General features: G+C 45.6%; 23 protein-coding genes. 11 read left to right on the top strand and 12 right to left on the bottom strand.

The annotated features are described in order from the left end of the window. Positions 1-214: 214 nt before the first annotated feature. Positions 215-2,692, bottom strand: coding sequence for an ATP-dependent Clp protease ATP-binding subunit (locus tag QT996_RS14840; protein ID WP_333047401.1), 2,478 nt, complete (start codon positions 2,690-2,692; stop codon positions 215-217). A gap of 728 nt (positions 2,693-3,420) precedes the next feature. On the opposite strand from QT996_RS14840, the gene QT996_RS14845 reads away from it, so the two are divergent. The 5 genes from QT996_RS14845 (at position 3,421) to QT996_RS14865 (ending at position 11,196) form a co-directional block, all read left to right on the top strand. Beyond that, positions 3,421-3,864: a phosphoglycerate mutase family protein gene (locus QT996_RS14845; RefSeq protein WP_333047402.1), complete on the top strand. Its 444-nt coding sequence runs from the start codon at positions 3,421-3,423 to the stop codon at positions 3,862-3,864. After that, positions 3,827-4,372, top strand: coding sequence for a pentapeptide repeat-containing protein (locus QT996_RS14850; protein WP_333047404.1), 546 nt, complete (start codon positions 3,827-3,829; stop codon positions 4,370-4,372). Before QT996_RS14845 ends, QT996_RS14850 begins: the two co-directional genes overlap by 38 nt. 141 nt (positions 4,373-4,513) lie before the next feature. Further along, positions 4,514-4,675, top strand: a complete 162-nt coding sequence (locus QT996_RS14855; protein ID WP_333047405.1) for a hypothetical protein — start codon at positions 4,514-4,516, stop codon at positions 4,673-4,675. A gap of 461 nt (positions 4,676-5,136) precedes the next feature. After that, on the top strand, positions 5,137-5,730 hold the full coding sequence (locus tag QT996_RS14860) for a hypothetical protein (RefSeq protein WP_333047406.1): 594 nt from the start codon (positions 5,137-5,139) through the stop codon (positions 5,728-5,730). Positions 5,731-5,925: 195 nt separating this feature from the next. After that, on the top strand, positions 5,926-11,196 hold the full coding sequence (locus QT996_RS14865; protein ID WP_333047407.1) for an AAA family ATPase: 5,271 nt from the start codon (positions 5,926-5,928) through the stop codon (positions 11,194-11,196). A gap of 97 nt (positions 11,197-11,293) precedes the next feature. Here QT996_RS14865 and rimI read toward each other — a convergent pair whose 3' ends face one another. Continuing rightward, positions 11,294-11,935, bottom strand: a complete 642-nt coding sequence (gene rimI / locus QT996_RS14870; RefSeq protein ID WP_333047409.1) for a ribosomal protein S18-alanine N-acetyltransferase — start codon at positions 11,933-11,935, stop codon at positions 11,294-11,296. Positions 11,936-12,090: 155 nt separating this feature from the next. Here rimI and lysA point away from each other — a divergent pair, with 155 nt between their 5' ends. The 3 genes from lysA to QT996_RS14885 all read left to right on the top strand — a co-directional run bounded on the left by lysA (position 12,091) and on the right by QT996_RS14885 (position 15,393). Further along, positions 12,091-13,524, top strand: coding sequence for a diaminopimelate decarboxylase (gene lysA / locus QT996_RS14875; RefSeq protein ID WP_333047410.1), 1,434 nt, complete (start codon positions 12,091-12,093; stop codon positions 13,522-13,524). Between the two features lie 208 nt (positions 13,525-13,732). Beyond that, a complete protein-coding gene (gene cdaA, locus QT996_RS14880; protein ID WP_333047411.1) occupies positions 13,733-14,626 on the top strand; it encodes a diadenylate cyclase CdaA in 894 nt (297 codons plus the stop codon). Between the two features lie 20 nt (positions 14,627-14,646). After that, complete coding sequence (locus QT996_RS14885; RefSeq protein ID WP_333047412.1) at positions 14,647-15,393, top strand: isoprenyl transferase; 747 nt, start codon at positions 14,647-14,649, stop codon at positions 15,391-15,393. 471 nt (positions 15,394-15,864) lie between these two features. Here the strand turns inward: QT996_RS14885 and QT996_RS14890 are convergent, their stop codons facing one another. The 9 genes from QT996_RS14890 to QT996_RS14930 all read right to left on the bottom strand — a co-directional run bounded on the left by QT996_RS14890 (position 15,865) and on the right by QT996_RS14930 (position 22,290). Continuing rightward, positions 15,865-16,137 carry a DUF3143 domain-containing protein gene (locus tag QT996_RS14890; RefSeq protein ID WP_333047413.1) on the bottom strand — a complete coding sequence of 91 codons (273 nt, stop codon included), beginning with the start codon at positions 16,135-16,137 and terminating at the stop codon, positions 15,865-15,867. Positions 16,138-16,213: 76 nt separating this feature from the next. After that, on the bottom strand, positions 16,214-16,693 hold the full coding sequence (locus tag QT996_RS14895) for a J domain-containing protein (RefSeq protein ID WP_333047414.1): 480 nt from the start codon (positions 16,691-16,693) through the stop codon (positions 16,214-16,216). Positions 16,694-16,729: 36 nt separating this feature from the next. Beyond that, entirely contained in the window at positions 16,730-16,867 is a 138-nt protein-coding gene (locus QT996_RS14900; RefSeq protein ID WP_333047416.1) for a hypothetical protein, read from the bottom strand. A gap of 45 nt (positions 16,868-16,912) precedes the next feature. Next, positions 16,913-17,788, bottom strand: a complete 876-nt coding sequence (locus tag QT996_RS14905) for an Rpn family recombination-promoting nuclease/putative transposase (RefSeq protein ID WP_333047479.1) — start codon at positions 17,786-17,788, stop codon at positions 16,913-16,915. 63 nt (positions 17,789-17,851) lie between these two features. Then, on the bottom strand, positions 17,852-19,435 hold the full coding sequence (locus QT996_RS14910; RefSeq protein ID WP_333047417.1) for a chloride channel protein: 1,584 nt from the start codon (positions 19,433-19,435) through the stop codon (positions 17,852-17,854). A 417-nt stretch (positions 19,436-19,852) separates the two neighbouring features. Further along, positions 19,853-20,113 carry a transposase gene (locus QT996_RS14915; RefSeq protein ID WP_333047419.1) on the bottom strand — a complete coding sequence of 87 codons (261 nt, stop codon included), beginning with the start codon at positions 20,111-20,113 and terminating at the stop codon, positions 19,853-19,855. Next, positions 20,106-20,417 carry a transposase gene (locus tag QT996_RS14920; protein ID WP_333047420.1) on the bottom strand — a complete coding sequence of 104 codons (312 nt, stop codon included), beginning with the start codon at positions 20,415-20,417 and terminating at the stop codon, positions 20,106-20,108. The genes QT996_RS14915 and QT996_RS14920 overlap by 8 nt, the downstream gene beginning before the upstream one ends. 29 nt (positions 20,418-20,446) lie before the next feature. After that, positions 20,447-20,800 carry an IS630 transposase-related protein gene (locus tag QT996_RS14925; protein ID WP_333047421.1) on the bottom strand — a complete coding sequence of 118 codons (354 nt, stop codon included), beginning with the start codon at positions 20,798-20,800 and terminating at the stop codon, positions 20,447-20,449. 56 nt (positions 20,801-20,856) lie between these two features. Continuing rightward, the gene (locus QT996_RS14930; RefSeq protein ID WP_333047422.1) at positions 20,857-22,290 is read right to left on the bottom strand and encodes a hypothetical protein; all 1,434 of its coding nucleotides are present in this window, start codon (positions 22,288-22,290) and stop codon (positions 20,857-20,859) included. A 43-nt stretch (positions 22,291-22,333) separates the two neighbouring features. Between QT996_RS14930 and QT996_RS14935 the strand changes: the two genes are divergently transcribed. From QT996_RS14935 to QT996_RS14945, 3 genes are read left to right on the top strand one after another with little or no spacing between them, the layout of a single operon-like run. Beyond that, complete coding sequence (locus tag QT996_RS14935) at positions 22,334-22,678, top strand: pentapeptide repeat-containing protein (protein ID WP_333047423.1); 345 nt, start codon at positions 22,334-22,336, stop codon at positions 22,676-22,678. 11 nt (positions 22,679-22,689) lie between these two features. Then, positions 22,690-22,830, top strand: a complete 141-nt coding sequence (locus QT996_RS14940; RefSeq protein WP_333047425.1) for a pentapeptide repeat-containing protein — start codon at positions 22,690-22,692, stop codon at positions 22,828-22,830. Between the two features lie 29 nt (positions 22,831-22,859). Continuing rightward, the gene (locus QT996_RS14945) at positions 22,860-22,985 is read left to right on the top strand and encodes a pentapeptide repeat-containing protein (RefSeq protein WP_333047426.1); all 126 of its coding nucleotides are present in this window, start codon (positions 22,860-22,862) and stop codon (positions 22,983-22,985) included. Between the two features lie 88 nt (positions 22,986-23,073). On the opposite strand, the gene QT996_RS14950 is transcribed toward QT996_RS14945, so the two are convergent. Continuing rightward, a complete protein-coding gene (locus QT996_RS14950) occupies positions 23,074-23,616 on the bottom strand; it encodes a hypothetical protein (RefSeq protein WP_333047428.1) in 543 nt (180 codons plus the stop codon). Between the last annotated feature and the right edge of the window lie 93 nt (positions 23,617-23,709).

The raw sequence follows: 23,709 nt of genomic DNA on the forward strand, positions 1-23,709 counted from the left end.
GGTTTTTAGCTGGCATTTTTGTAGAGATTGACTAAACTCATTTTTTATTATACCCTATTTAAAGGCACAACAGCTTAAGTCTACTCTTGATATTAACTCATAAAAAAGGCAGAGAATTTAAATTCTCTACCTTTTTTATGTGAGGATTTTGAGTTGTTTGCGATTACGAGATTGGTTATTTCAAAACTTTACTCGAAATCGTACTTACTCAATCTTACTCAGCGCCTTGGGGCAGCAATTCCCGCTTTTGACCTTGCAGCACCTTAACAATTCCGTCTTCGCCCACATCCACAACAGCGGTGTCGCCGTCTTTGATGCGGCCAGAAAGGATTTCCTCAGCCAAACTGTCTTCCAGCAAGCGCATGATGGCGCGGCGCAGGGGTCTGGCTCCGTAGCTGGGGTTGTAGCCTTCTTCTACCAGGCGTTCTTTGAATTTTTCGGTCACTTCCAGGGTGATGCCCTGTTCTGTCAAGCGGCCGAACACTTCTTTGAGCATGATAACGGCAATTTCCTTGACTTCTTCCCTGTTCAACTGACGGAAGACGATAATTTCGTCGAGTCGGTTGAGGAATTCGGGGCGGAAGTAGTTTTTGAGTTCTTCGTTAACCAAAGAACGAATGCGGTTGTAATTAGCATCGGCTTGGTTGTCGCTGAACTCGAAACCGAGACCACCGCCACCTTTTTCAATCACCTTAGAACCGATGTTTGAGGTCATAATCAGCAGCGTATTTTTGAAGTCTACGGTGCGACCTTTGGCATCGGTTAAGCGGCCGTCTTCCAATATTTGCAGGAGCATATTGAAGACATCGGGGTGGGCTTTTTCGATTTCGTCGAACAGCACGACGGTGTAAGGACGGCGACGGACTGCTTCTGTGAGTTGGCCGCCTTCGTTGTAGCCGACGTACCCTGGAGGAGAACCGATGAGTTTGGAGACGGTGTGACGTTCCATGTACTCCGACATATCCAGCCGAATCATGGCGTCTTCGGAACCGAAGAAGTAGCCGGCGAGGGCTTTGGTGAGTTCGGTTTTACCGACGCCTGTGGGCCCGGAGAAGATGAAACTGGCGATCGGGCGATTGGGATTTTTCAAGCCAACGCGAGCGCGACGGATGGCGCGGGAAACGGCTTTCACTGCTTCTTCCTGGCCGATCAAGCGCTGGTGCAAGGTATCTTCCATATGCAGCAGCTTTTCGGATTCGGATTCGGTCAGTTTGTTGACCGGTACGCCCGTCCAGCTTGCGACGATTTGAGCGATGTCTTCTTCGGTGACTACTGGCGAGGGATCGGTTTCGCCGGTGCGGGCCGAGTCGGTTTTTTTGGCTTGGGAAATAGCGCGAATTTCGGATTTGATCGTCATTTCCCGATCGCGCAATTCGCCGGCTTTGTCAAAGTCTTGAGAACGCACCGCTTCGTCTTTATCTTTGAGGACTTGGCGGAGTTCTTTGTCAAGTTCTTTAGCTGCGGGGGGCAGTTGGGAGTTGATCAGGCGAACTCTGGAACCTGCTTCGTCTACCAAGTCAATTGCTTTGTCTGGGAGGAAGCGATCGGAGATATAACGATGTGAGAGTTTGGCTGCGGCTTCCAGGGCCGTGTCCAAGATTTTCAGCTTATGGTGCTGTTCGTAGCGTTCCCGCAGACCGAAGAGAATCTCGATCGTCTCGTCAACGGTGGGTTCGCCGACCATGACGGGCTGGAAGCGCCGTTCTAGGGCTGCGTCGCGCTCGATGTGCTTGCGGTACTCGTCGAGGGTGGTAGCGCCGATACACTGGAGTTCGCCTCTTGCCAAAGCCGGCTTGAGAATGTTGGCGGCGTCGATCGCCCCTTCAGCCGCACCTGCACCGATCAAAGTGTGCACTTCGTCAATTACCAAAATCACGTTACCCGCTGTGCGGATTTCGTCCATGATTTTTTTGAGGCGTTCTTCAAATTCGCCCCGGTACTTAGTACCGGCAACCAGCAAGCCGATGTCGAGGGTAACAACGCGCTTTTCTTCGAGGATGTCTGGGATATCGTTATTAGCGATGCGCTGGGCGAGACCTTCGGCGATCGCGGTTTTGCCGACTCCGGGTTCGCCGATTAGCACCGGGTTATTTTTGGTGCGGCGACCTAGGATTTGAATTACCCGTTCGATTTCTTTTTGGCGTCCGACTACTGGGTCTAATTTGCCATCGACCGCCATTTGAGTGAGGTTGGCGCCGAATTCATCGAGGGTTGGGGTTTTGGTGCGGGCACCGCCGCCGGTGGCTGCGACTTCTGCGGTTTCTCCCAGCATCCGAATCACTTGGGTGCGGACTTTCGACAAGTCTACTCCCAGGTTTTCTAAGACTCTGGCCGCTACTCCTTCACCTTCGCGGATCAGGCCCAGCAGCAGGTGTTCGGTGCCGATGTAGTTGTGTCCGAGTTGGCGAGCTTCTTCGAGGGATAGTTCTAGAACCCGCTTGGCGCGGGGGGTGAACGGAATTTCTACTGCTACGAAGCCGGAACCGCGCCCGATGATTTTTTCAACCTCAATCCGAGCGTCTTTGAGGTTGACCCCCATTGATTTGAGGACTTTCGCTGCAACCCCGGTTCCTTCACCGATCAGACCCAGGAGGATCTGTTCTGTCCCTACGAAGTTGTGACCCAGGCGGCGAGCTTCTTCCTGGGCCAACATGATTACTTTTATTGCTTTTTCTGTGAAGCGTTCAAACATGATTTATTCCCATCACCTGCTGCTATGTGCCCGTTTCGAGGTCACGCTCGCACAACGAGCGTTTATTTTCTCGTAGGGACAGGGCATTGCCGTGTCCCTACTCGTACTGCTTATTCTAGCGCGACACTCCCAACCGATCTGCCGCTCTCGGCTGCGGTTGCAGATTCCAGGCTCATGTTGCAGGGTGGCTTTCAACTGGGAAGACCCAAATGGTGGCTGACCTACAACCTCCCCTAGACTGCAAGAAGATTGCTCTTCTCGGCCTGTGCCCAACCTACGACTACGTATTGATGGATTCTAGCATAATCTTTTTGGCTGTCATGCAGGTGCAAAAGTGATAATTCTCGAAGTACAGGCCGGGTTTTGCACAAAACTTATTAGTTAGATGGGCGATCGATCCCCTAAACTCATCCTTAAGCTGCTGCCCATATCAAGAATTTGTTGCTTTGGGAGGGCTAGAGCGAGCTGGGCTTTTTTTATCTAAAATTTTGCCTCAGATCCGTTGGGAATTTGGGTAGTCTTCATGTTGTCAGTTGTGCGCTCGCTGCTGATCAATTAGTGAGTGTTACTACAGTCCGAGGGGTTTGGCTCAGACTATACTCTGCACGGTCAAAGACATTGCTTTCGTAGCAGAGTGCTTAGGTCGTTAACTCGTGTGACTTAAAAGTCTGAAATTTCAATCGTGGAAAACAATCTAAATCCTGTTTAAGGGGTAGTGAAAGTAAATAATGAACACTAGAAACTTAGATGACCAGGTAGAAAGTACCGAAAATGGATCGATCGAAGTTACAAGTAAATTCCACGATGCAGCTACAACAACTTCTGCGGCTTCACCAAAAGAATTCAATGCAGAACAGCTAGGACGTGTCTACTTTATTCGGCACGGTGAAAGTACCAGTAACGAACGCAACATTTTTGCAGGAGTTCTGGATGTTGACCTCACATCCTTTGGCCGATTGCAGGCGCGCCGTGCAGGTGTTGACCTGAAGAAAAAAGGTACAAAGTTTGACGCAGTATATGTCTCCCACATGAGACGCGCTAGGCAAACCTGTGAAATCGCCCTTGCTGAAAGTCAAGCACTAAAGTCAGCAAATACCCCTGTTGAGATAGATCATCGAATTAGCGAGAAATCCTTTGGCATTTTTGCGGGCAGCACACGGCGTAAAAGTTAGCTATGCAAGAATTCTGGCACTCCAAGATTTGAATGAAGATGGTGCTTCTCTCAGAGGCCTAGATGCTATTGGTGCAGACTTAGTAGCTATTAATCTCTTTCGGGCCAATCTAAGTGAAACTAAATTGAGTGAAGCCGACCTCAGTAATGCCAATCTGAGCCACGCTAACCTCAATAATGCTAACCTCAGTCAGGCTAAATTGAGTGGTGCTAATCTCAGTGATGCCAACCTGAGTTTTGCTTGCTTGAGTCAGGTTAATCTCAGTAGTGCCAACCTCAGCGGCGCTAATTTAATTTGTGCGGACTTGAGTAACGCAAATATGAGCGGCGTCAATTTGAAGAATGCGAGTTTGAGTGGTGCTAATCTGAATAGTGCCTACCTAAGTGGTGCAAATCTAAAAGGTGCTAAAGTTAGCATTTCTGACCTGAGGGGTGCTTTGCTCACAGGTGCTGTTATGCCTGATGGATCAAAGTATAAGTCTCTCGAAGATGGAGTCACAAATAAATAAATTGATGCCAAGTTTTTTATAAGTTTGAGGTCTGCTTTTATACTAAAAGGGTGAGGATTACTTAAGGATAAAAGCTTTGGCTTACTAAAATGCGATCGCTACTAATGGTGAGAGATTACTATTTAATTTCTGAGACATAAAATGTCCGCTCAAGAGGTTGTTGGCTTGCTTAATCAAATGGTAACAGGCTTTGATGAAATGACAGAAAAATACGGTAGGTCTGCGATCGCGGCCCTGTCCTATGCTATGGTTTATATTCCGTTATCTGTAATTTGGGTGGAATTGGGCAAACTCAAAGATTAGGCCTTAAACCGCTACATTTAGGCGGAAAACTCCTTTAATTTATTTGCTCAAAACCGACAAACCCATAAGCAACGCTCATTCTATGGCCACCACAACCGACGAGCCATTACCCTTACACGAACTTATACCAATTTTCAAAAGTCATGCAACAGTAGCTAGGGCTGACAAAATGTAATTCCATCCAGTTATAGATGCTATTGTCTCTGTAGAAAATTCTTTAAGATAAGCGCAAACTTTTTCTTTAAGACCATCTAAATCATCATAAATGTCCCAACTCAGTTCTTGTTTAATAGACCTCTTGCAAAAAAAATATGTGTTATCCTTAAAAGTTTGCTCAAGTTTAGGTCAAACTTTGAATTATTGGGTTGATTGGCATCTCCTTAAACTTGCCCAGCCTGCTAGATTATAAAATTGGCTAAACTTTCCATAATAGCACAAAATTATTTTGCAAGATGTCTACTATGGGCGATATAGTGATTGCTAATAAGGTATTTGACTATGGCTCTGGAAAAGTTGTTAGCGGAAAACTACGACCTAATTTTGAACCCGTTCAGATTGATGCTTGGATTTGGCAACTTTTAGAGCTATTCCGACATGATGAGGCTGTCATGGAGCAAATCGATCGGGAATATCCTCTAGATGAAGATCATCCTGGCAGTCCTTTGGTCGCTCACTTGGGTTCTATGGGTTGTAGATCTGCTGTTGTGGCACCTACAGCAATTATTGAAGAAATAGTGCTGACTGAAAGAAAACTATTGGCTCTTGATATGGAGTCTTATGCAGTGGCTTTAGCGATCGCTACCAGTTTCCCGAAGGTTACATGGTCAATTCGATCCAATTCGTTCCCTGCAAAGCTTCGGACAGCAGTTCGACCAAAGGTTATATTGTTTGTATGGTTTTCTTGCCCACCAGCCATGAAATCTGGATTTTTGGTGCAGAAAACCTCGCCCAAGGGCCTGTATGCAAGCTTAACCATCCCTGCCTTGAATTTGGATTTACAACTCACGCGACCTGGTTGCCCAAAATTGCTACTAGGACAGCTAGTTACAATGTAGATGTGCGTCAGGACTACGAATTTTTAGTCAAAGCTAAGAAGAATCCTCAAATTGAGCAGATGTTTGAAAATGAAGTGTATCCGCACTTCTCTTAAATCTGCCACCTGTTATCGAACAGTGCCCGAAAACCCTGTGTCAAAAGACCAGGATTTTCCAACACCGGATATCTCAATACCAACTAGGAGAAACCTCATAATGTTCGTCATTTCAGGATACAAAATTATCGAAACTATTTACACGGGTGAAACAAGTGTTGTTGTTCGAGGAATCAAACCTCCAGAACAACAAGTTATTCTAAAAATTTTGAATCTTGAATATCCAACACCCGCCGAAATTGCCAAATTCAAGCACGAATACGAGATTGTCAAAAATTTGCAGCTTGAGGGAATTGTCAAACCAGAGAGTTTAGAAATCCAGCAGAATACATACGTTCTGGTTATGGAAGATTTTGGCGGTCAATCTTTGTCCAGCGCGATCGCCAGCAATCCCATCGATTTAATTACTTTCCTTTCCATTGCCATTCGCCTGTCAGAAACTCTAGGAGACTTGCATCAAAATCATATTATTCACAAAGATATCAAACCTCAAAATATTATTGTTAATTTAGAAAAAGATATTATTAAAATAGCAGATTTTGGCATTGCTTCAAAGCTTTCCAAGCAAACGCAAAATATTAGCAATTCCAATTTAGCTGAAGGGACTCTCGCTTACATTTCTCCGGAACAAACGGGGCGGATGAATCGCTCGATCGACTATCGTACTGACTTTTATTCGTTAGGGGTTACATTTTATCAAATGCTGACTGGACGGTTGCCATTTGAAAGCGAAGACCCCATGGAATTAGTTCACAGTCATATTGCCAAACAACCCGTCCCCCCAAAAAAAGTCAAAAGTGAAAATTCAATTTTCATCCCGCCAGCAGTTTCCGATATTGTGATGAAGTTGCTGGCTAAAACCGCAGAAGATCGATACAAAAGCGCCTTGGGCTTAAAAGCAGATTTAGAAACCTGTCAGGAAATGCTGCGAAGTCAAGGTAAGATTTCAGCGTTTCCTCTGGGCAGACAAGATGTTTCCGTTCAGCTACAAATTCCTCAAAAGCTCTACGGGCGCGAAGCAGAAGCAGCCGCATTACTGGCAGCATTTGAACGGGTTATCAGCTATTCTAGAAGCGAATTTGTTATCGTTTCTGGATATTCAGGGATTGGCAAATCATCTCTAATTAATGAAGTCCAAAAACCCATATTTGAAGCGCGAGGATATTTTATATCGGGCAAATTTGACCAGTTTAAGCGGAATATTCCCTACGCTGCTTTGATTCAAGCATTCCAGGAATTAGTGCGACAACTGCTGACGGAAAGCTCAGAAAAAATCGAAATTTGGCAAGAAAAAATTTTAGAGGCGGTTGGTACTAACGGTCAGGCGATCGTCGATGTCATTCCAGAAGTCGAACTGATTATAGGCCATCAAGCTGGCCTACCCGAACTAGAACCAGCAGAAACTCAAAACCGCTTTAACTTGGTATTTCAACAATTTGTTAACGTTTTTACCAGGAAGACACATCCTCTGGTTTTATTTGTGGACGATTTACAGTGGGCAGATGCGGCATCTTTGAAGTTAATTAAACTGCTGATGGCAGAGTTGGATAACCGATATTTACTATTAATAGGTGCTTATCGAGATAATGATGTAAGTCCGACTCATCCGTTGATGGAAACATTGGAGGAAATTAAAAAAAATAGGGCAACAATTGAGGCAATCGCGCTCCAACCTTTGAACATCGATCACATCAACCAATTAATTGCCGAAACTTTCAACGAGTCGAGCGATCGCACCAAATCTTTCGCTGAACTACTGCTGGAAAAAACTGGCGGCAATCCTTTCTTCTTAACCCAGTTGCTGGAATCATTATATCGAGATGGTTTGATATCATTTGACCTGTGGCAAGGAAAATGGCAGTGGGATGTCGAGCAACTGCAAGCGATCGCCATTACGGATAATGTAGTCGATTTAATGACGAGCAAAATTCAAAAACTTGCCGAAACAACGCAGCAGGCAATAAAATTAGCCGCTTGTATTGGCAACCAATTCGAGCTAGAAGTTCTTTCAGTCGTAAGTGAAAAATCTCCAACGGTGATAGCGAACCAGTTATGGGATGCACTTCAGGAAGGTCTAATTCTTCCCTTGAGCGATGATTATCTGTTACCCATGCTCGCCAGCGCCTCGGAAACAACACCCACAGGCAATACCAAGTCAATCTTCTACAAATTTTTACACGATCGCGTTCAACAAGCTGCTTATACTCTCATCCCCAACGCGCAGAAAAAAGCAGTACATTTGAAAGTCGGTCAACTGCTATTGCAGAATACCGCACCAGAAGAAAGAGGCGAAAAAATCTTCGATATTGTCAACCAATTGAACATCGGTGCTGAGTTAATAGAGGAGCAATCGGCAAGAGACGAACTCGCACAACTCAATCTGATCGCCGGCCGCAAAGCCAAAGCTGCAACTGCTTACGAACCTGCTGTAAGGTATTTAACTGCTGGGTTAGAACTGCTGTCCTCTGATAGCTGGGACTGTCAATACGACTTAACTTTTAATCTTTATGTATCTGCAGTGAGGGGCGAATATTTAAATGCCAATTTCGAGCGGTCTGCAATGCTTGCCCAGACAGCGCTACAACAAGTAAAAACGGTTTTAGAAGCAACCCGGCTGTACGACTTAAAAATTAAGTTGTATCTGTCTAAAAACGAAATGAAATTGGCATTAGAAACTGGGATTCAAGGTTTGGCAAGGTTAGGAATCTCTGTAGAGCAACAAATACCGCAACAAGTCTCGATCGAGACTTTGAAACACCTGCCACAGATGACCGATCCCTATAAAATCGAGGCAATGCGGCTGTTAAATACCATCATCTCACCAGCTTTTATTGCCGAACCTTCCCTAGTCCTGCCAATTATCACGACTATGATGGCAATTTCTAGGGAGTATGGGAATTCTGCCTTGGCAATTTATCCCTATGGTCTTTATGGCCTAATTCTGTCTGGAGCAATGGGAGACATAAAGGCTGGATATGAATTTGGTAAACTGGCAATGAGTTTGTTGGATAAATTTGATGCTCAAGAATTTAAATGTAAAGTTTACCATCTATTTAGCACTTGTATTCTGCCTTGGAATCTACCGATTCGAGAAACTTTCGATCTGACACAACAAGCCATTCAAAGCGGACTAGAAACAGGAGATTTAGACTATACTTGTTATGCAACAATGTATAGTTGTTTACATTTATTTTTAAGTGGAAAAAAACTGGAATATGTAATAGAAAAGCAACGTCAATATATTGAATTAATTGTTAGGCTTGAACAAGAGTTTCCTCTCTATTATGTCCGCATATGGAAACAGATTGCCTTAAATTTAAGCGGAGATTCTTCAGAGCCATGTCAGTTGACAGGCAGTAGCTTTGATGAAGAAAAACTGCTGCCGAGATTGCTAGAACTTAATAATATTCAATCGCTGTTTTCCTTCTATTTTGGCAAAGCGATGCTTTATTATTTATTTAAAGATTTCGTCCGTTCTGTAGACAATGCTGCCTTAGCAACCCAATATGCAGAACCCGTCGTGACTACAATGATCTACAGCGATCGCAATTTTTACTATTCTCTGGCATTGTTAGCTCGATATCCGGATTTGGAAACGTCTGAGCAAGCAGAAACGATCGATATCGTCATAGAAAATCAGCAAAAAATGGAGAAATGGGCATTCCATGCTCCAGCGAATTATCGTCATAAATACGAATTAGTAGAAGCCGAAAAAGCGCGAGTCTTGGGGGAACCGCTCAAAGCGATGGAGTATTACGATCGCGCGATTCAATCTGCCAGAGCATCAGGATACATTAATAATGAAGCGATCGCCAACGAATTAGCAGCAGAATTTTATTTGGGGATGGGACGAGAAAAAGTAGCTCGCACCTACCTGAATGATGCTCACTACGGCTATATTTGCTGGGGTGCTCAAGCAAAAGTCACAGATTTGGAATCCAGATATCCTCAATTATTTACTCGAAGTGGAAACGAAAATATTAGTATTCAGACAACCGCCACCTCATCGAGTACCAGAACCATACAACTACTAGATTTAGACACAGTATTGAAAGCAGCCCAGGCAATTTCCAGCGAAATAATTTTGGATAAATTGTTGGAAAAATTGATGGAACTAGCCGTCGCCAATGCTGGCGCACAAAAAGGCTTTTTGATGTTATTAAACAACAATATATTAAAGATTGAAGCTAAAGTAGAGCTTGATAGGCAAGTAGAAGTATTGCAATCTTTGCCGGTAGAAAGCAGCGATAATTTGCCCCTAACTTTGGTCAATTATGTTGCCAGAACTAAGGAAAATATTGTTTTAAATGATGCCAGTAACGAAGGGAGATTTATTACCGATCCTTACATCGTCAAGTACCAACCAAAGTCTATCTTATGTGCTGCGATCGTCAACCAGGGTAAACTGATTGGCCTGTTATACTTAGAAAATAATCTCGTCTCAGGAGCCTTTACGCAAAACCGTTTAGAAATTGCTAAAGTTCTATCTTCTCAATCCGCTGTTTCTATTGAAAATGCCCTACTTTATCGTACCTTAGAAGATAAAGTAAAAGAACGTACCGTCCAACTGGCTCAAGCTAATGCAGAAATTATCGATCTCAATCAAAAACTTAAAGCTGAAAATATTAGGATGGGTGCTGAGTTGGATGTCACCAAGCAACTGCAACAGATGATTTTACCCAACCAGTCAGAATTAGAGGCAGTTGAAGGATTAGAAATTGCTGGATTTATGGAACCGGCTGATGAAGTTGGCGGTGACTACTACGACGTGTTGCAACAGGATGGCAAAGTCACCATTGGCATTGGTGATGTAACTGGACACGGTTTAGAAAGTGGCGTTTTAATGATTATGGTGCAAACAGCAATTCGCACTTTGTTGGCGCACCGCGAAACCGATAAAATTAAATTATTACAGACAGTGAACCAAACGCTTTTTGACAACGTAGAGCGCATGAATTCTGGTAAAAACATGAGCCTTTGTTTGCTGGAATATCAAGACAATACCCTGCGTCTGAGTGGACAGCACGAAGAGATGATTCTCGTGCGTTGCAGCGGCGAAGTAGAGCGAATTGATACTATGGATTTAGGCTTTCCGATCGCCTTGGAAGCCGATATTGCCGATTTCATTGCTACTACTGAAATACAGTTAAATTCCAGGGATGTTGTCGTACTCTACACAGATGGAATTACTGAAGCTTTTAATATGGAGAAGGCGCAATACGGTATCGAGAGATTAATTGAAGTTATTGCTCTTAATAGGGAACACTCAGCAGCCGAAATCAAGCAAGCTGTAGTTGACGACCTGCGACGATACATCGGGGAACAAAAAGTATTTGATGACATTACTTTGGTAGTAATCAAACAGAAGTAATCTCAATTCCGGGTTTACTATCCCCTTCCGAAACATTTGAACAATATACCACCGATTAACATAGCATATCAGTGTATCGCTTTCTCGTCCCTACAACTCAAAACTCAAAAGTATCGATCGCCAAATGCCAGTTCTTCTGGTGCAGCCGATCGCAAATTTGCACTTTCTCAACCGCCAAATATTGCTTAAATTCGGGTTTCTCTATGCCGCTGCGCCACATTACCAGAGCATCTTCTCCGGTGTCTTCGTAGTATCGTTTCCGCCGTCCTGCCTCTTTAAAACCAAATTTGTGGTATAGAGACACTGCGGCTAAATTAGATTCGCGCACTTCTAAAGTTGCCCGTTCTAATGGTCTATAGTGAGCCTTTGTTAGTAAAGCCAAAAGCAGAGCTTGTCCTAAACCCTGACCTTGAAAGCGAGGATGAATTGCCAAAATTGTAATGTGAGCTTCTTCTAAAATTGCCCACAGGCAGCCCAAACCGATGAGAGTTGGGGGAATCTGTAGGGGCGGTGCCCCCGTGCCCGCCAGGTTTTGAGCTGATTCACACTCCTCGGTTTGGGATGCCCACAAACCCAGTAAATCGCTGTTAGGACTGCCTAACTCGCGCCCATAGCCTTCTAAAGTCCAAAGTCCGCCAAAACAGAGGCGATCGAGTTCGACTGCACTTTGGAGGTGTTCTGCGGCGAGATGTTTAATTTGTAGAAAACGCACGGCTGTAAATTGTACACTGGAAAACACAGTAGCGATTAGCTGTTTGTTGCTAGTTTTGAGTCATGACTCACAAGTCTCCAGACATTAGTCTACTGCCGACTGCTGACTGCTGATTAATGACTGCCGACTGCTGACTGCTGATTAATGACTGCTGACTAATAACCTAGGATAGTTATTGCGCGATGGTATCAACTCAATCTTTCGGGGTCGAATCGGGACTTAAGTATCTGTCTGAGTCGAAGCCGGCCCTGCAAAATCGATCGCCCAATCAAGAACTGTTACCGCTGACAGCCAGTGTTAACAGCAGCGATCGGTTGGAAATCGGAGGCTGTGAGGTGACAGCTTTGGTGGAGCAATTTGGCTCGCCGTTGTACATTTTAGACGAAGAAACGCTGCGGGCGGCTTGTACCCAGTACCGGGATGCTTTTAGGCGTTACTATCCGGGCGAATCTCAAGTGCTCTATGCTTCTAAAGCTTGGAGTTGTTTGGCAGTTTGCGCGATCGCAGCTTCGGAAGGTTTAGGCATAGATGTGGTATCCGCCGGGGAAATCCACACTGCACTGCAAGCCGGCCTCAGCCCCGACAAAATCTACTTCCACGGTAACAACAAGTCCCGCGAGGAACTCCAGCTAGCTGTCGAAAACGGCTGCATTACCGTAGCCGACAATTGGCGGGATTTAGAAACTCTAGCAGAGCTGGGAGAATTGGGTGTCAGCAGCCTCACAGGTGGGCCGACACGAGTTATGGTGCGGTTTACACCTGGAATTGAGTGTCACACCCACGAGTACATTCAGACGGGTCAAATCGACAGTAAATTTGGCTTCGATCCTAATTCGCTCGATCGAGTATTTAAATTCATCAGCCAACAGCCGTCGTTATTTTTCGTCGGAGTGCACGCTCACATCGGCTCTCAGATTTTTGAACTGCAACCCCATGACGATTTAGCTGAAGTCATAATTCAGGCCTTGACAAAAGCACAGAGTTATGGTTTGCCAGCAACAGAAATTAATATTGGCGGTGGGTTGGGCATTCGCTATACTGAAGCGGACGATCCTCCTAGCATTGAAGACTGGGCTCGTACGATTTGCAAGGCAGTGGTAGCAGCTTGCGAGCGGCAGCAATTGCCCTTGCCTAAATTGCTTTGCGAACCTGGTCGATCGCTTGTGGGTACAGCTTGCGTTACAGCTTACACCGTTGGCTCTAAAAAAGTCATTCCGGAAATGCGGACGTATCTAGCTGTCGATGGCGGGATGTCGGACAATCCGCGTCCTATTACCTATCAATCAGTTTATCGAGTCCTCGCAGCCGGCAAAATGTCTGCTCCCTTAACGGAAACAGTGACAATTGCTGGGAAACACTGCGAATCAGGCGATGTTCTGATTAAAGATGCCAAATTGCCAGAGTGTGGGGCCGGAGATATCCTAGCCGTTCCGGCTACAGGGGCATACAATTACAGCATGGCTTCTAACTACAACCGAGTGCCCCGACCGGCAGCGGTTTTAGTTAGAAATGGGGAAGTTAACACGATTATACAGCGGGAAACTTACCAGGATTTGCTGAGGCTTGACCGCCTTCCTGAACGACTCGGAGCTCAAAAGTTAAAAGTTAAAAGTTAAAAGTTAAAAGAAAGACAATCCATGTTTACTTAGTGATGATTGCCTTTTCACTTTTAACTTTTGCCTTGTTCAGTCACGCGATTAGATTGACACTCCCCGGTCTAAAAACACGGGGATTTTCAGCATATTCCTTATAACAACTGTTCATGGTTCATGGGTTCGAGTGCATCACGGTTCGCGGTTCACAGGCGGTAGCGTTCGATGAACCATGAACAATCAACAATCTGGCTTTGACTTGACCCTCGTTCAGTCCTTATTGATTCAAGGGATCGATATTGGACTGGTTTTTGCCCTTGCGTATTTGGTGCTCGTCATTGTTGGCGAGCGCAGAACGCTGTGGATGGTACGGGGATTTATTATTTTGATGCTGGCGGCGGCGCTGAGCAACTGGGCTGGATTGAGGCTGTTGCACGTTGCCCTCAACAGCTTGGTGACTGGTTCGGCTGTGGCAATGGCGGTAATATTGCAGTCGGAGTTCCGCCGATTTCTGGAACAATTGGGTCGGGGGGAATTTCGGCAATTGTTTGGACGTGATCGCCGACCCACTCCCGAACCGGACAGCGTAATAGATGAAATTGTGGATGCAGTAAAAGAACTTTCGCAAAACCGCACGGGCGCTTTACTAATTATAGAAACAGATTCTCCGATCGACGATCGAGATTTTTCGGTGCCCGGACTAAAGCTAAATGCTGAAGTTTCTAAAGAATTGTTGCAGACAATCTTTCAGCCGCAAACTTTGCTGCATGACGGAGCTGTTTTGATTCGAGGTTCGCGGATCGTGTCGGCGGGGGTTATTTTGCCTTTGTCCGATCGCAGCGCGTCGCGGCAGTTGGGAACCCGCCACCGGGCGGCGATGGGGATTACAGAACGGGTGCAAGTTTGCGTGTGCGTGGTGGTGTCCGAGGAAACGGGTTCTATTTCTTTAGCGCAGATGGGAATGTTAAATCGACCTTTGACTAGCAGCAAACTTAAGGAATTGCTGGAAGCCAAGCTGTTTCCGTCGGAGGGAGAAAGAGTTGTGGCTCCAATTCCGATCGGCAATCTCGGACGCCAGATAGGATTGAAGGGAGTGACGCTGTTAAAACGGATACTGCGCCGTTAGTCGGGTAATCGGGAGAAACTATGAGTCAAGGAATTTGCTTGGAAAAGTTGCCGGAGGATCTGCAACAAGAACTACTGCCTAAGCACATAGCAGTGATTATGGACGGGAATGGGCGCTGGGCTAAGAATAAGGGGTTGCCGCGGATTGCGGGACACCGCCGAGGAGCTAGCACTCTGAAGGAACTGCTACGGTGCTGCAAAGATTGGGGGATTCCAGCTTTAACTGCCTATGCTTTTTCGACGGAGAATTGGGGGCGGCCGGCCGGGGAGGTGGATTTTTTAATGAGTTTGTTTGAGGGAAAGTTGCGGCAAGAATTGCGGGAGATGGTGGACGAGGACGTGCAAATTCAATTTATGGGGAATTTGCAGGCTTTGCCAAAGTCTTTGCAGGCGGAAATCGAGCGTTCTGTGACGGCAACTCAGCACAATCAGGGGATTTTGTTTACGGTGGCGACGAATTACGGGGGGCGTCAGGAGATTGTACAAGCTTGTCGGGCGATCGCCACTCAGGTGAAAGAGGGCAAGTTGCAGCCGGAGGAGATTGATGAGGTTTTATTTAAACGCTATTTGTATACTGCTGATGTTTGTGACCCGGATTTGCTGATCCGGACGAGCGGGGAAATGCGGTTGAGCAATTTTCTACTATGGCAAATGGCTTATTCGGAAATTTACATTACTGAGACGCTGTGGCCGGATTTTGATCGATCGGAGTTTCACCGCGCTTTGTTTACTTATCAGCAACGTAACCGTCGATTTGGCAAAGTGTAACGATTTTGGATTGGGGATTTTAGATTTTTTGGTTGATTTTTCAGTTTCCAAGTAGGTATCGATTGTGAGGGAGCATCTCCATGAAAGTAAAAAACGTTTTTACGACCTGCGAGCATTCCGCACAGCACAATACAGCAAGTGTCCCGTTCGCACTCTCATGTAAATGCTTGCACGCTTGATGCTCCGGATTCTTATCTGGATTCCCCATCTAAGATCTATAGCAATCCTTGCAGAAGTTGTAAATTTTGGCGTTGCTGATTTATAGTATGAAAGGCTAAATATGCCAGTCAGGGAAGCCAGTATCCACAAAGCTTGGGGATTTTCAACTGATTTTTTTCATACCCTGATTAAGCAACGCCTAAATTTTTTACCCCACCCCAACCCTCCCCTTGCTAAGGGGAGGGAGTAAGAAATTCAGAAATGATGCGAGGATTACTATTAATACCAATTTCACTCACATCTCACATCAAATTAGGGGCCGGAGAAAACGGCAGCTTCAATGTCCTGACGTGAGAGCGAGTATTTGAATGCTCGCTGAATGTCTTGGCCGTCGTTTCCGGCATTGATGTAGCGGATGGTGAGTTGGTCGATGTCGAGGGAGAGTTCTGCTTTCCATGTAAGTTGCTCGATCTGCCAGCAGTGAAGTTCTCGCTGATCTTGCTGGCAGCCGCGGCTTTTGAGCCACTGCTCGATTTCCGGGAGTGGATGGTTGTACAAAGGAGTGTCAGCGGAAGGAAGAGTCATGGGATTTTAGATTTTAGATTTTGGATTTTAGATTGAGGATTTCCGATTGAGGATTGGGAATTGGGGAGTTGAGGCTTTAATTGCCGCGAATTAAGCCGATCGCGATCGCCACTACCAAACATCCAATTAAGCTAGCTCCCATGATCAACAGGGCGAACATTTCTCCGGGGGAAAGAGGTCTATCCGTAGGGTCTAGGTAAGCGGAGTTGGAAATTTTTTTGCCAGAGCCCGAAACCGGAGTATTGAAGCCAGGGGGCGGCCCCATCACGTTCATGCGAGAATAGCCTATTTTGAGGTCGTAGGCGAGGCGACGTTCTGGGTTGCTGAGGGTGGCGTAGGCGTTGTTGAGCTGCTGAAATTTGGCGGTGGCGACGGAGGGCGGCAGCTCGGTGGTATCGGGATGGTAGAGTTTGCTCAGTTCCCGGTACGATCGCCGAATTTCGATCGCTGAGGCTGAAGGATGCAGCCCTAACAAGCCGTAGTAACTAGAACCCAAGGGGGTTTGGGCGGGTATTTTCTGACTTTTGCTGTTTGCCGTTCCCTCGTTAGGAGTCACCTAAGCGCCTCTGGGCTTGTTGTGAATAGTTTTTGATTATTTTAGCCCAGAGTTGAGGGTAGCGCCACTGTCTGCTATGTCGAGGGGTTTTCGCGTGCGATAACCGGCGGCAACTAACATCAAACTCAGCACCAAGATATTCATGCCCTCAGCTTCATCGATTTGTGATGCCACTTACCACTATGTCTAGGTCTACTCCCTGTGCCTAATTCCTTTAAACTATGAATCGCCCAATCGCAAATTTTGGACATCTTCAACGCTAAGCCCGGTAACTTGGCTGATCGTGGCATTATCTAGCTGTGAAAGTAATTGTCGGGCGATCGCCAACTTCTCTTCTCGCTTGCCTTGTTCTATGCCTTGTTCTATGCCTTGTTCTATGCCTTCCTGAACAGCCTTAATAATTGCTCCTTGTTGGTCATAAATAAACTGTTCTCTTCTGTCTAAATCTTCCACTTCTTCCCGGCTTAACTTGGCTTGATTCGCAATATTAAAAGCTTCATGTATTTCTGGTATGCTATCCATTGTTTCGGGAACTGATGTCAGACTTCTGGCATTTTTCATGAAATAAATCCATTTATCTGCTAAACTCTCAAGTTCCTCCTGTCCTTTGATAAACTTTGGCAACTCTACAAACACTAAATCTAGATCGTTTTCGGGATAAGTAAAGTTTTTCTTTACTTCTTTGAACACAAATCTAGAAATCCATTCTTCGCTGTTAGGAAACATTTCAAAATCAGTAATTGTCAAGGCAATCACTGGCTTCAGCAATCGATATCCTTGTGCTGCTTCCAACTGAAAAGCATAAGTCTTTGCTGCATTGTACAAAACTCGCTTGCCAAAAGACTGGACGTTGAGCACTTGCATTTCAATAATTACTAAACTGCCGTCGCTGAGTTTGGCTTTTACATCCAGATAACTATCTTTTAAGCCTTCTAGTTTGGGTGGTAGATTTGGGTTGATAATTTCTAAGTCTTGGATGGTGGAATTGCCTTCATAAATTAAGGCGTTGAGAAAGCTAATTAGAATATCTTTGCTTTCTGAGGAACCGAAGATTTTTTTGAAGGCGTAATCGGTTTTTGGGTTGATAAATATCATGGTTGTCAAATGGGTGCTTTTCGACTATTAGTTTGGTGAGGAAGCAACCGGAATCGAACTCACTCAGACTGCTGATTTTGTTTCAGGCAAAGGCTTGACATCTTCTGGTAAATGTGCGTGAGCCATAGCCAGCACAGGCTCCTCGATACTGTGTTCGCCGTCGGTGGGAAGTTGGCAAGAAATCAGTTCTGTGACGATGCGATCGCCCAGAACATCTTCCCAATCCTGCAACTGTTCTCTGGCTTTAATCGGTGTATTGAGAGCCACGTCTACGCCCATTTGCTGAAGGTTGAGGCTGTGGGCTGTCGATCGGCGGTTGACGCACTCCACCAGCCAAACGCTCAATCCGACTGCGGCCATTAACGGCAAAACAATCCGGTAATCGCGGGTTAATTCAAACATCAACAGGATGGCTGTCAGCGGTGCTCTGGCGCTGCCGGCGAGGACGGCTGCCATTCCCACCATTGCGTAGGCGGGAGGGCCGGCGACTCGATCGCTCATTGCCGGCAGCATTTCCAAAAACAGGCCGTAAGCCGAACCCAGGGAAGCTCCCAAAAACATCGCCGGTGCGAAGATGCCACCCACTAAACCGCTTCCGAGGCTGATTGCTGTCATCGCCAGTTTGACAAACAGCAGCAGCAGCAGCAAAGGCAAGGAAAATTTAACATCTTGGAGCATTGCTTGGACTGTTTCGTAGCCGACACCCAAAATTTGAGGTAATTGCAGGGCGACTAAGCCGACGCAGGCCCCGCCGATGATCGGGTGCAGCGGCCGGGGCAGTCGTCCGAGCCAAGCAAATCCTCGGATTTTTCCTTGAAAACAGCGATCGGCCAATTGAATTGCTTCTGTGTAGACTAGAGACACTCCGCTCGCCAAAAGTCCCAATCCCATGTACAGAGGTAGTTCTAGGGGGCTGCGGACATCGTAAACCGGCAAAGCAAAGGCAGGCTGAGCTCCCAAGCAGATTTGAGCGATGAGCGCCGAAACTACGGCCGAGAGCAAGACAACGCTGACTGACGAAGTGGCGAAGGTGCTGCCGAGCACGACTTCTAAAGCAAAGAAGACTCCGGCGATGGGAGAGTTAAATCCGGCAGATAAACCTGCTGCTGCTCCCGCGCCGAGGAGCAAGCGCTGCCGTTCTGGGGAGAGCTGTAAGACTTGAGCCAGCAGCATTCCGAAGTTGGCGCCGATTTCGACGCTGGGCGCTTCCGGGCCGAGGGAGGCGCCGGTGCCGAGGGAAACTGAGGCCGCCACCATTTTAGTGATGGGTTTGAGGGGGGAGAGTTCTTGCAGCCCGCGGGTTGCTGCAATTAAGGAAGACATATTCGGGCCAAAGTCCCGAAACCGCCAGCGCATCAGCCCGATGATGACTCCGCCGAGGGTGGGAATGCAGGCTAGCGTCCAAGAGCCTTTCGAGGCGATCGCACCCATGAAGTCTTCCAGCATCAGGCTGTGGATGAAGTGGATGAGGTAGTGAAAGGTGACGACGCCTGCACCCGTAACTCCCCCTATGACTAGGGAGAGGATGAGCAGGAGCGTTTCTGGGCTGGGGTGCAGGCGGTTGAATAGCGGGCTTAGGCGGGAGGCTTGGGGAGTTGCTGCGGTTGGGCCGGGTGGCGGCAGATCCACAGGAAGGGTGGCTCTCATTTAGCGGTTAATTCTTCTGTGAGAAGTTAGATAAATATTACATTTTATTTCTTATTTTAATTGTCAGTGATTTTACGGGAATTTACAAGTTAATTAAGGCGTATTTTAGGGCGGATTTTTGGGGCGGGCGGCTGGTGGAATGACTGATTCTGAGGAGGGGCGAATTTTAGGTCATTGTATACTCAGTTACTTTTAAACTTAGATACTCTCTGGCGATAATGCTAATTAACTATATTTACATTGTTGGGGCTTAGGGCGATCGCATGAGGGAACTTGCAATATCATATAACTCAGTGAAATACAACATTCTGATTACAGAATTGGCGATTTGAGGCTTTACCTTAAAACCACTAATCTCAAACCACAAATCTCAAACCTCAAATCCCTCGCTCGCGCATAATACAGCACTTCCGGATGTTATGAGGTACAGTAGCAGCAATTAGTAAACCAGTTTTTAAGATGTTTCGGATTAATTAAGTCAAGAGCCACAGCAATTATGGTGTCAACCATTTTAGTGGTGGTTGGTGAAAACTGGATCAATAAAGATTTGAGTTGCGACCACCATAATTCAATAGGATTAAAATCAGGAGAGTATGGGGACAAACACAAGAGAGAAGCACCCACCGCTTCAATCATGGGCTTAATTGAATCTACTTTATGCGCTGGTAAGTTATCCATCACTACTACTGCTCCCGCCCACAATTGTGGCACTAAACATTTCAAGGGTAAATACCTCAAATGCTTGGCTATCCATCGAGTTGTCCATGGTCATTAATGCCACTACTCGTTTGAAACTAATTGCACCAATTACTGTGACTTTTTTGCCTCGATAAAAAGGTTTGACCGCATAGGCTCTAGTCCCTAGTTGGGAACGTGCATGACTTCGGCTTAAACCTAGCAATACTCCAGTCTCATCTAAAAATACTAAATTTTTTTGCTCGATATCTTTGACTTTTTCCCAATACTCTAACCTTAACTTCATGACTCTTTCCGTGCCGGCTTGGCTACTTCTCACTGTTTTTTTTTACGATTTAATCCCAACTTTTGTAAGGCGTTACACATGGCTGTTCTACCCACCCAATTTCCCGTCTTCTGGGCAAATAACTCACACAATTCTAGTAAGGTTGCATCGGGATGTGCTGCCACTATTTCTCTCAAAGAAGCTGTGGAATTATTCAAATGACTGTATCTCGGTTTCCCCCTGGGTTTCGGCTGTAAATTTCCCTCTATTTTTTGTTGCTTGACCAGTTTCTGAACTAAGCTTTTACTGACGGAAAATATCGCTGCTGTTTTTCTGATCGACAGCTTCTGATCTTGATGGGCTGCTACTATTTTTGTCCGCAAATCTACTGAATATGCTTTCATTGGTGTATTTTTTTAATCTATTCTTATTGTACCTCATAACACCCGGAAGTGCTGTATCACATCGGTTGTTGAGTGGGCGGGATTCTGGTTCTGGGTTTGGCGATCGACATTAGCGGATCGCCGATGGTGGCCACTTTCCAGGGACGGGATTCTAGCTGGCGTGCTGCGATTAAAAAGGGTGATCCTCGCTTCAGGCGATCGACCATTAATTTAGGTGGAATAAAGGCCGATAAAAAAGGTTCGTTGACGCTGCCAATATATGCGTAAGCACCATTTTCTAGCCACCTTCCGGCAACGGTGTTTTTGTCATCTGGCGCTGCTGCTGACCAACTGTGAATCATGTGGATTGCTGCGGGAAATTGAAGTTTTGGTATGTCCTCAACTGAAGCGTCGCCGTTGCCGACTTGGAATGATTTGGGATAGCCTTTGGAATTCATTAATATTAAGTCAAATGTCCACGGTTTTGAGGCTAAACTCCGCCACTTTTCCAGGCTAGATTCTGGTTGCTGGACTACTTCGACATTCAAACCTATGGTTTTTAGTCCGCTAGCTGCTTCCTCCATTTCATATTTTGCCCAATTTCCTTCCTTGGGGTAACTGTCATAAAGCATGGCGGTTTCGGTATCGAGAAATAAGGCGCACATGGCTTGATAGATCGATCGCACTTCGGAGCCGTAAATCCAGCCGACAGCCGCCCAGCGTTCGCCGTTGGGGTGTCGTCCCAAACCGTCGGTAACGGCTAGTTGTTCGTCTGGTTTTTCAGGAGATTGATATTTGACTGCTAGTTGGCGTACAATAGTGATGGTGTCGATCGGGTCTGCGAGTTGAGAGTAAAAATATCCGGTTGATTCGACGGCTTTTGTAACTGCTAGTTGCAGACTTTTCCACTGTGTGTTATTGAGGGTATCGTTGGGTTTTCCGAAGTTGCTTTCTAGAAAGACTAAAGGTTGACCGTGAGCGGCTGCTAAGGCAACTGCTGCAGAACGTGCCGGGTCGTTTTCTGATGTGATTACTACTCCTGGAGGTTCCCAGCCGAGTTGCTTCCATTGTGCTTTTAAGGTTGGAGTATCGGTGGCCTTCCAAGCTGCGGCTGCTGCATTCAGCATTAATTGTTGGAGTTTTTGATTTTTTGGCAGTTGCTGTTTGATGCTTGGCAAGCGGACTATTTCTTCGGGTTGAAAGCGCTGCAAAAACATCGGCGCATATTTTTTGTCTTCGATGAGAATAGGCCAGTTTCCTTTGAGATTCCATTTTTGGATTGCTGCTAAGAATGTGGCTTCGTCTGGTACTAAAACTAGGCGATTGACTGTTGGTATGTTGTCACGGAGGATGGCTGATCGGAGGCCTGTTTGAATTGGCCAGGGTTCTTGTTTGGCTGAGGCGGGAAGTTGAAAGGGTTTGGTGAAAATGCGATCGCATCCGACACCGATTATTGCTAAGCTTACAATAAGTGCGATCGTCAGGAATTTAAATTTTAACTGTTTTTTCATAGGGAAGGGGAAGGGCAGGGAAGCAAAACACTGGATTAAAAATATGAGCAATTCTGTAAATATTTTTAGGGGCTGCGAGCGGATTTTCCGAGAAATACAACAGAGAAAACTTGTAAGTGCGATCAAACTGACAACTTTTAGTATTATCGCCTTAACAGGTACAGGTTTGATAATTTTCACAGCCCACATTTTCTCAGTCAAGCATCGAGTCCGACACTTGCTTATAGCCAGAGAATGTGGGGATTGCAATCTCTCAGGGACTAATTTGAGGGCTGTTTTTCTCGAAGGCGTTAATTTAGAAAATGCTAACCTCAAAGATGCCAATCTGTGGAGTGCCAATTTGGTCAATGCTAATTTAAAACAAGCAAATTTGCGCGGGTCTACCTGATAAGCAGCAATTTGGCTGGGGCAAATTTGGAGGGCAGCAATTTAGAAAATGCTTTTCTAGAGAATGCTTATTTGGGATCTAATAACTTGAAAAAGGCTAATTTAAAAGGTGCTTTCATGAAAGGGACTTTCCTGGTTAATGCTAACTTGTAGGGGGCGAATTTGGAGGGGCAAATCTCTGGATGGCCAACCTTGAAGAGGCTAATTTAAAGGGTGCTAATTTGAGGAATGCTTTGCTGCTTAGTAGCAAGTTAGCAGGAGCGAATTTAAAGGGGGCGATTATGCCGGACGGCGCAAAGCATGAATGATAGTCATTAGTCATTAGTCGTCTTTAATTCTGCTCTGCCTGGTCTAGACAATTGCAATTTACCCTTCTCGTGCGTTAGTCTTAATTGTCTAGTTTAAATACTCAACTTTCTGAATCTCAGAGCTAAAAAATTTCCATTTTCCATTATATTTGTTGAATAGGTGCCTTAACAGCACTCTATTATTTCTGAACTGCGGGCCTCTAATTTTTGTTGTCGTTTGATCTACTGTAACTATCGCTGTATTGCCGGAAATGGTTGCCACATCAAATTTGTTCATTACATAATTTAAGTCGTAGAGCGAAAAACCTTGTGCCATCGCATTTTTTGTTAGTTCAAATCCTGGAGACTTTGGGTCTATTGTCGCCATCAAAGCTTCTATATTTTCTTCATTCAAAGCTTTCAGATTTAATATGACAACTGATTTAATTGCTGCTTTTTCACTGTTGACATCACCTAGGACTAAATTGGGTTTTTGTTTTCTAGGTGAGGTAGTGGTCTGAGAGTCGGTAAAGTGAAATAGATTTTTAGGTGTTTGAGAAGGGTTTGTGTTGGTAGCGTAACTGCTGAGCAATAATGATAAAGCTGCGAAGGGGAATGCTGTTTTTAACAGTTTGATATTTAAACGTAGCATGGCTGTTGAAATTCATAATTGATTACGCCATTTTTAGCATAAATCCCAATTAATGTCAATCTGTTAACTTCGCTCGGGTTTTTTTATGGGCAA

It is taken from the genome of Microcoleus sp. S13C4 (assembly GCF_036700865.1).
GTDB lineage: Bacteria > Cyanobacteriota > Cyanobacteriia > Cyanobacteriales > Microcoleaceae > Microcoleus.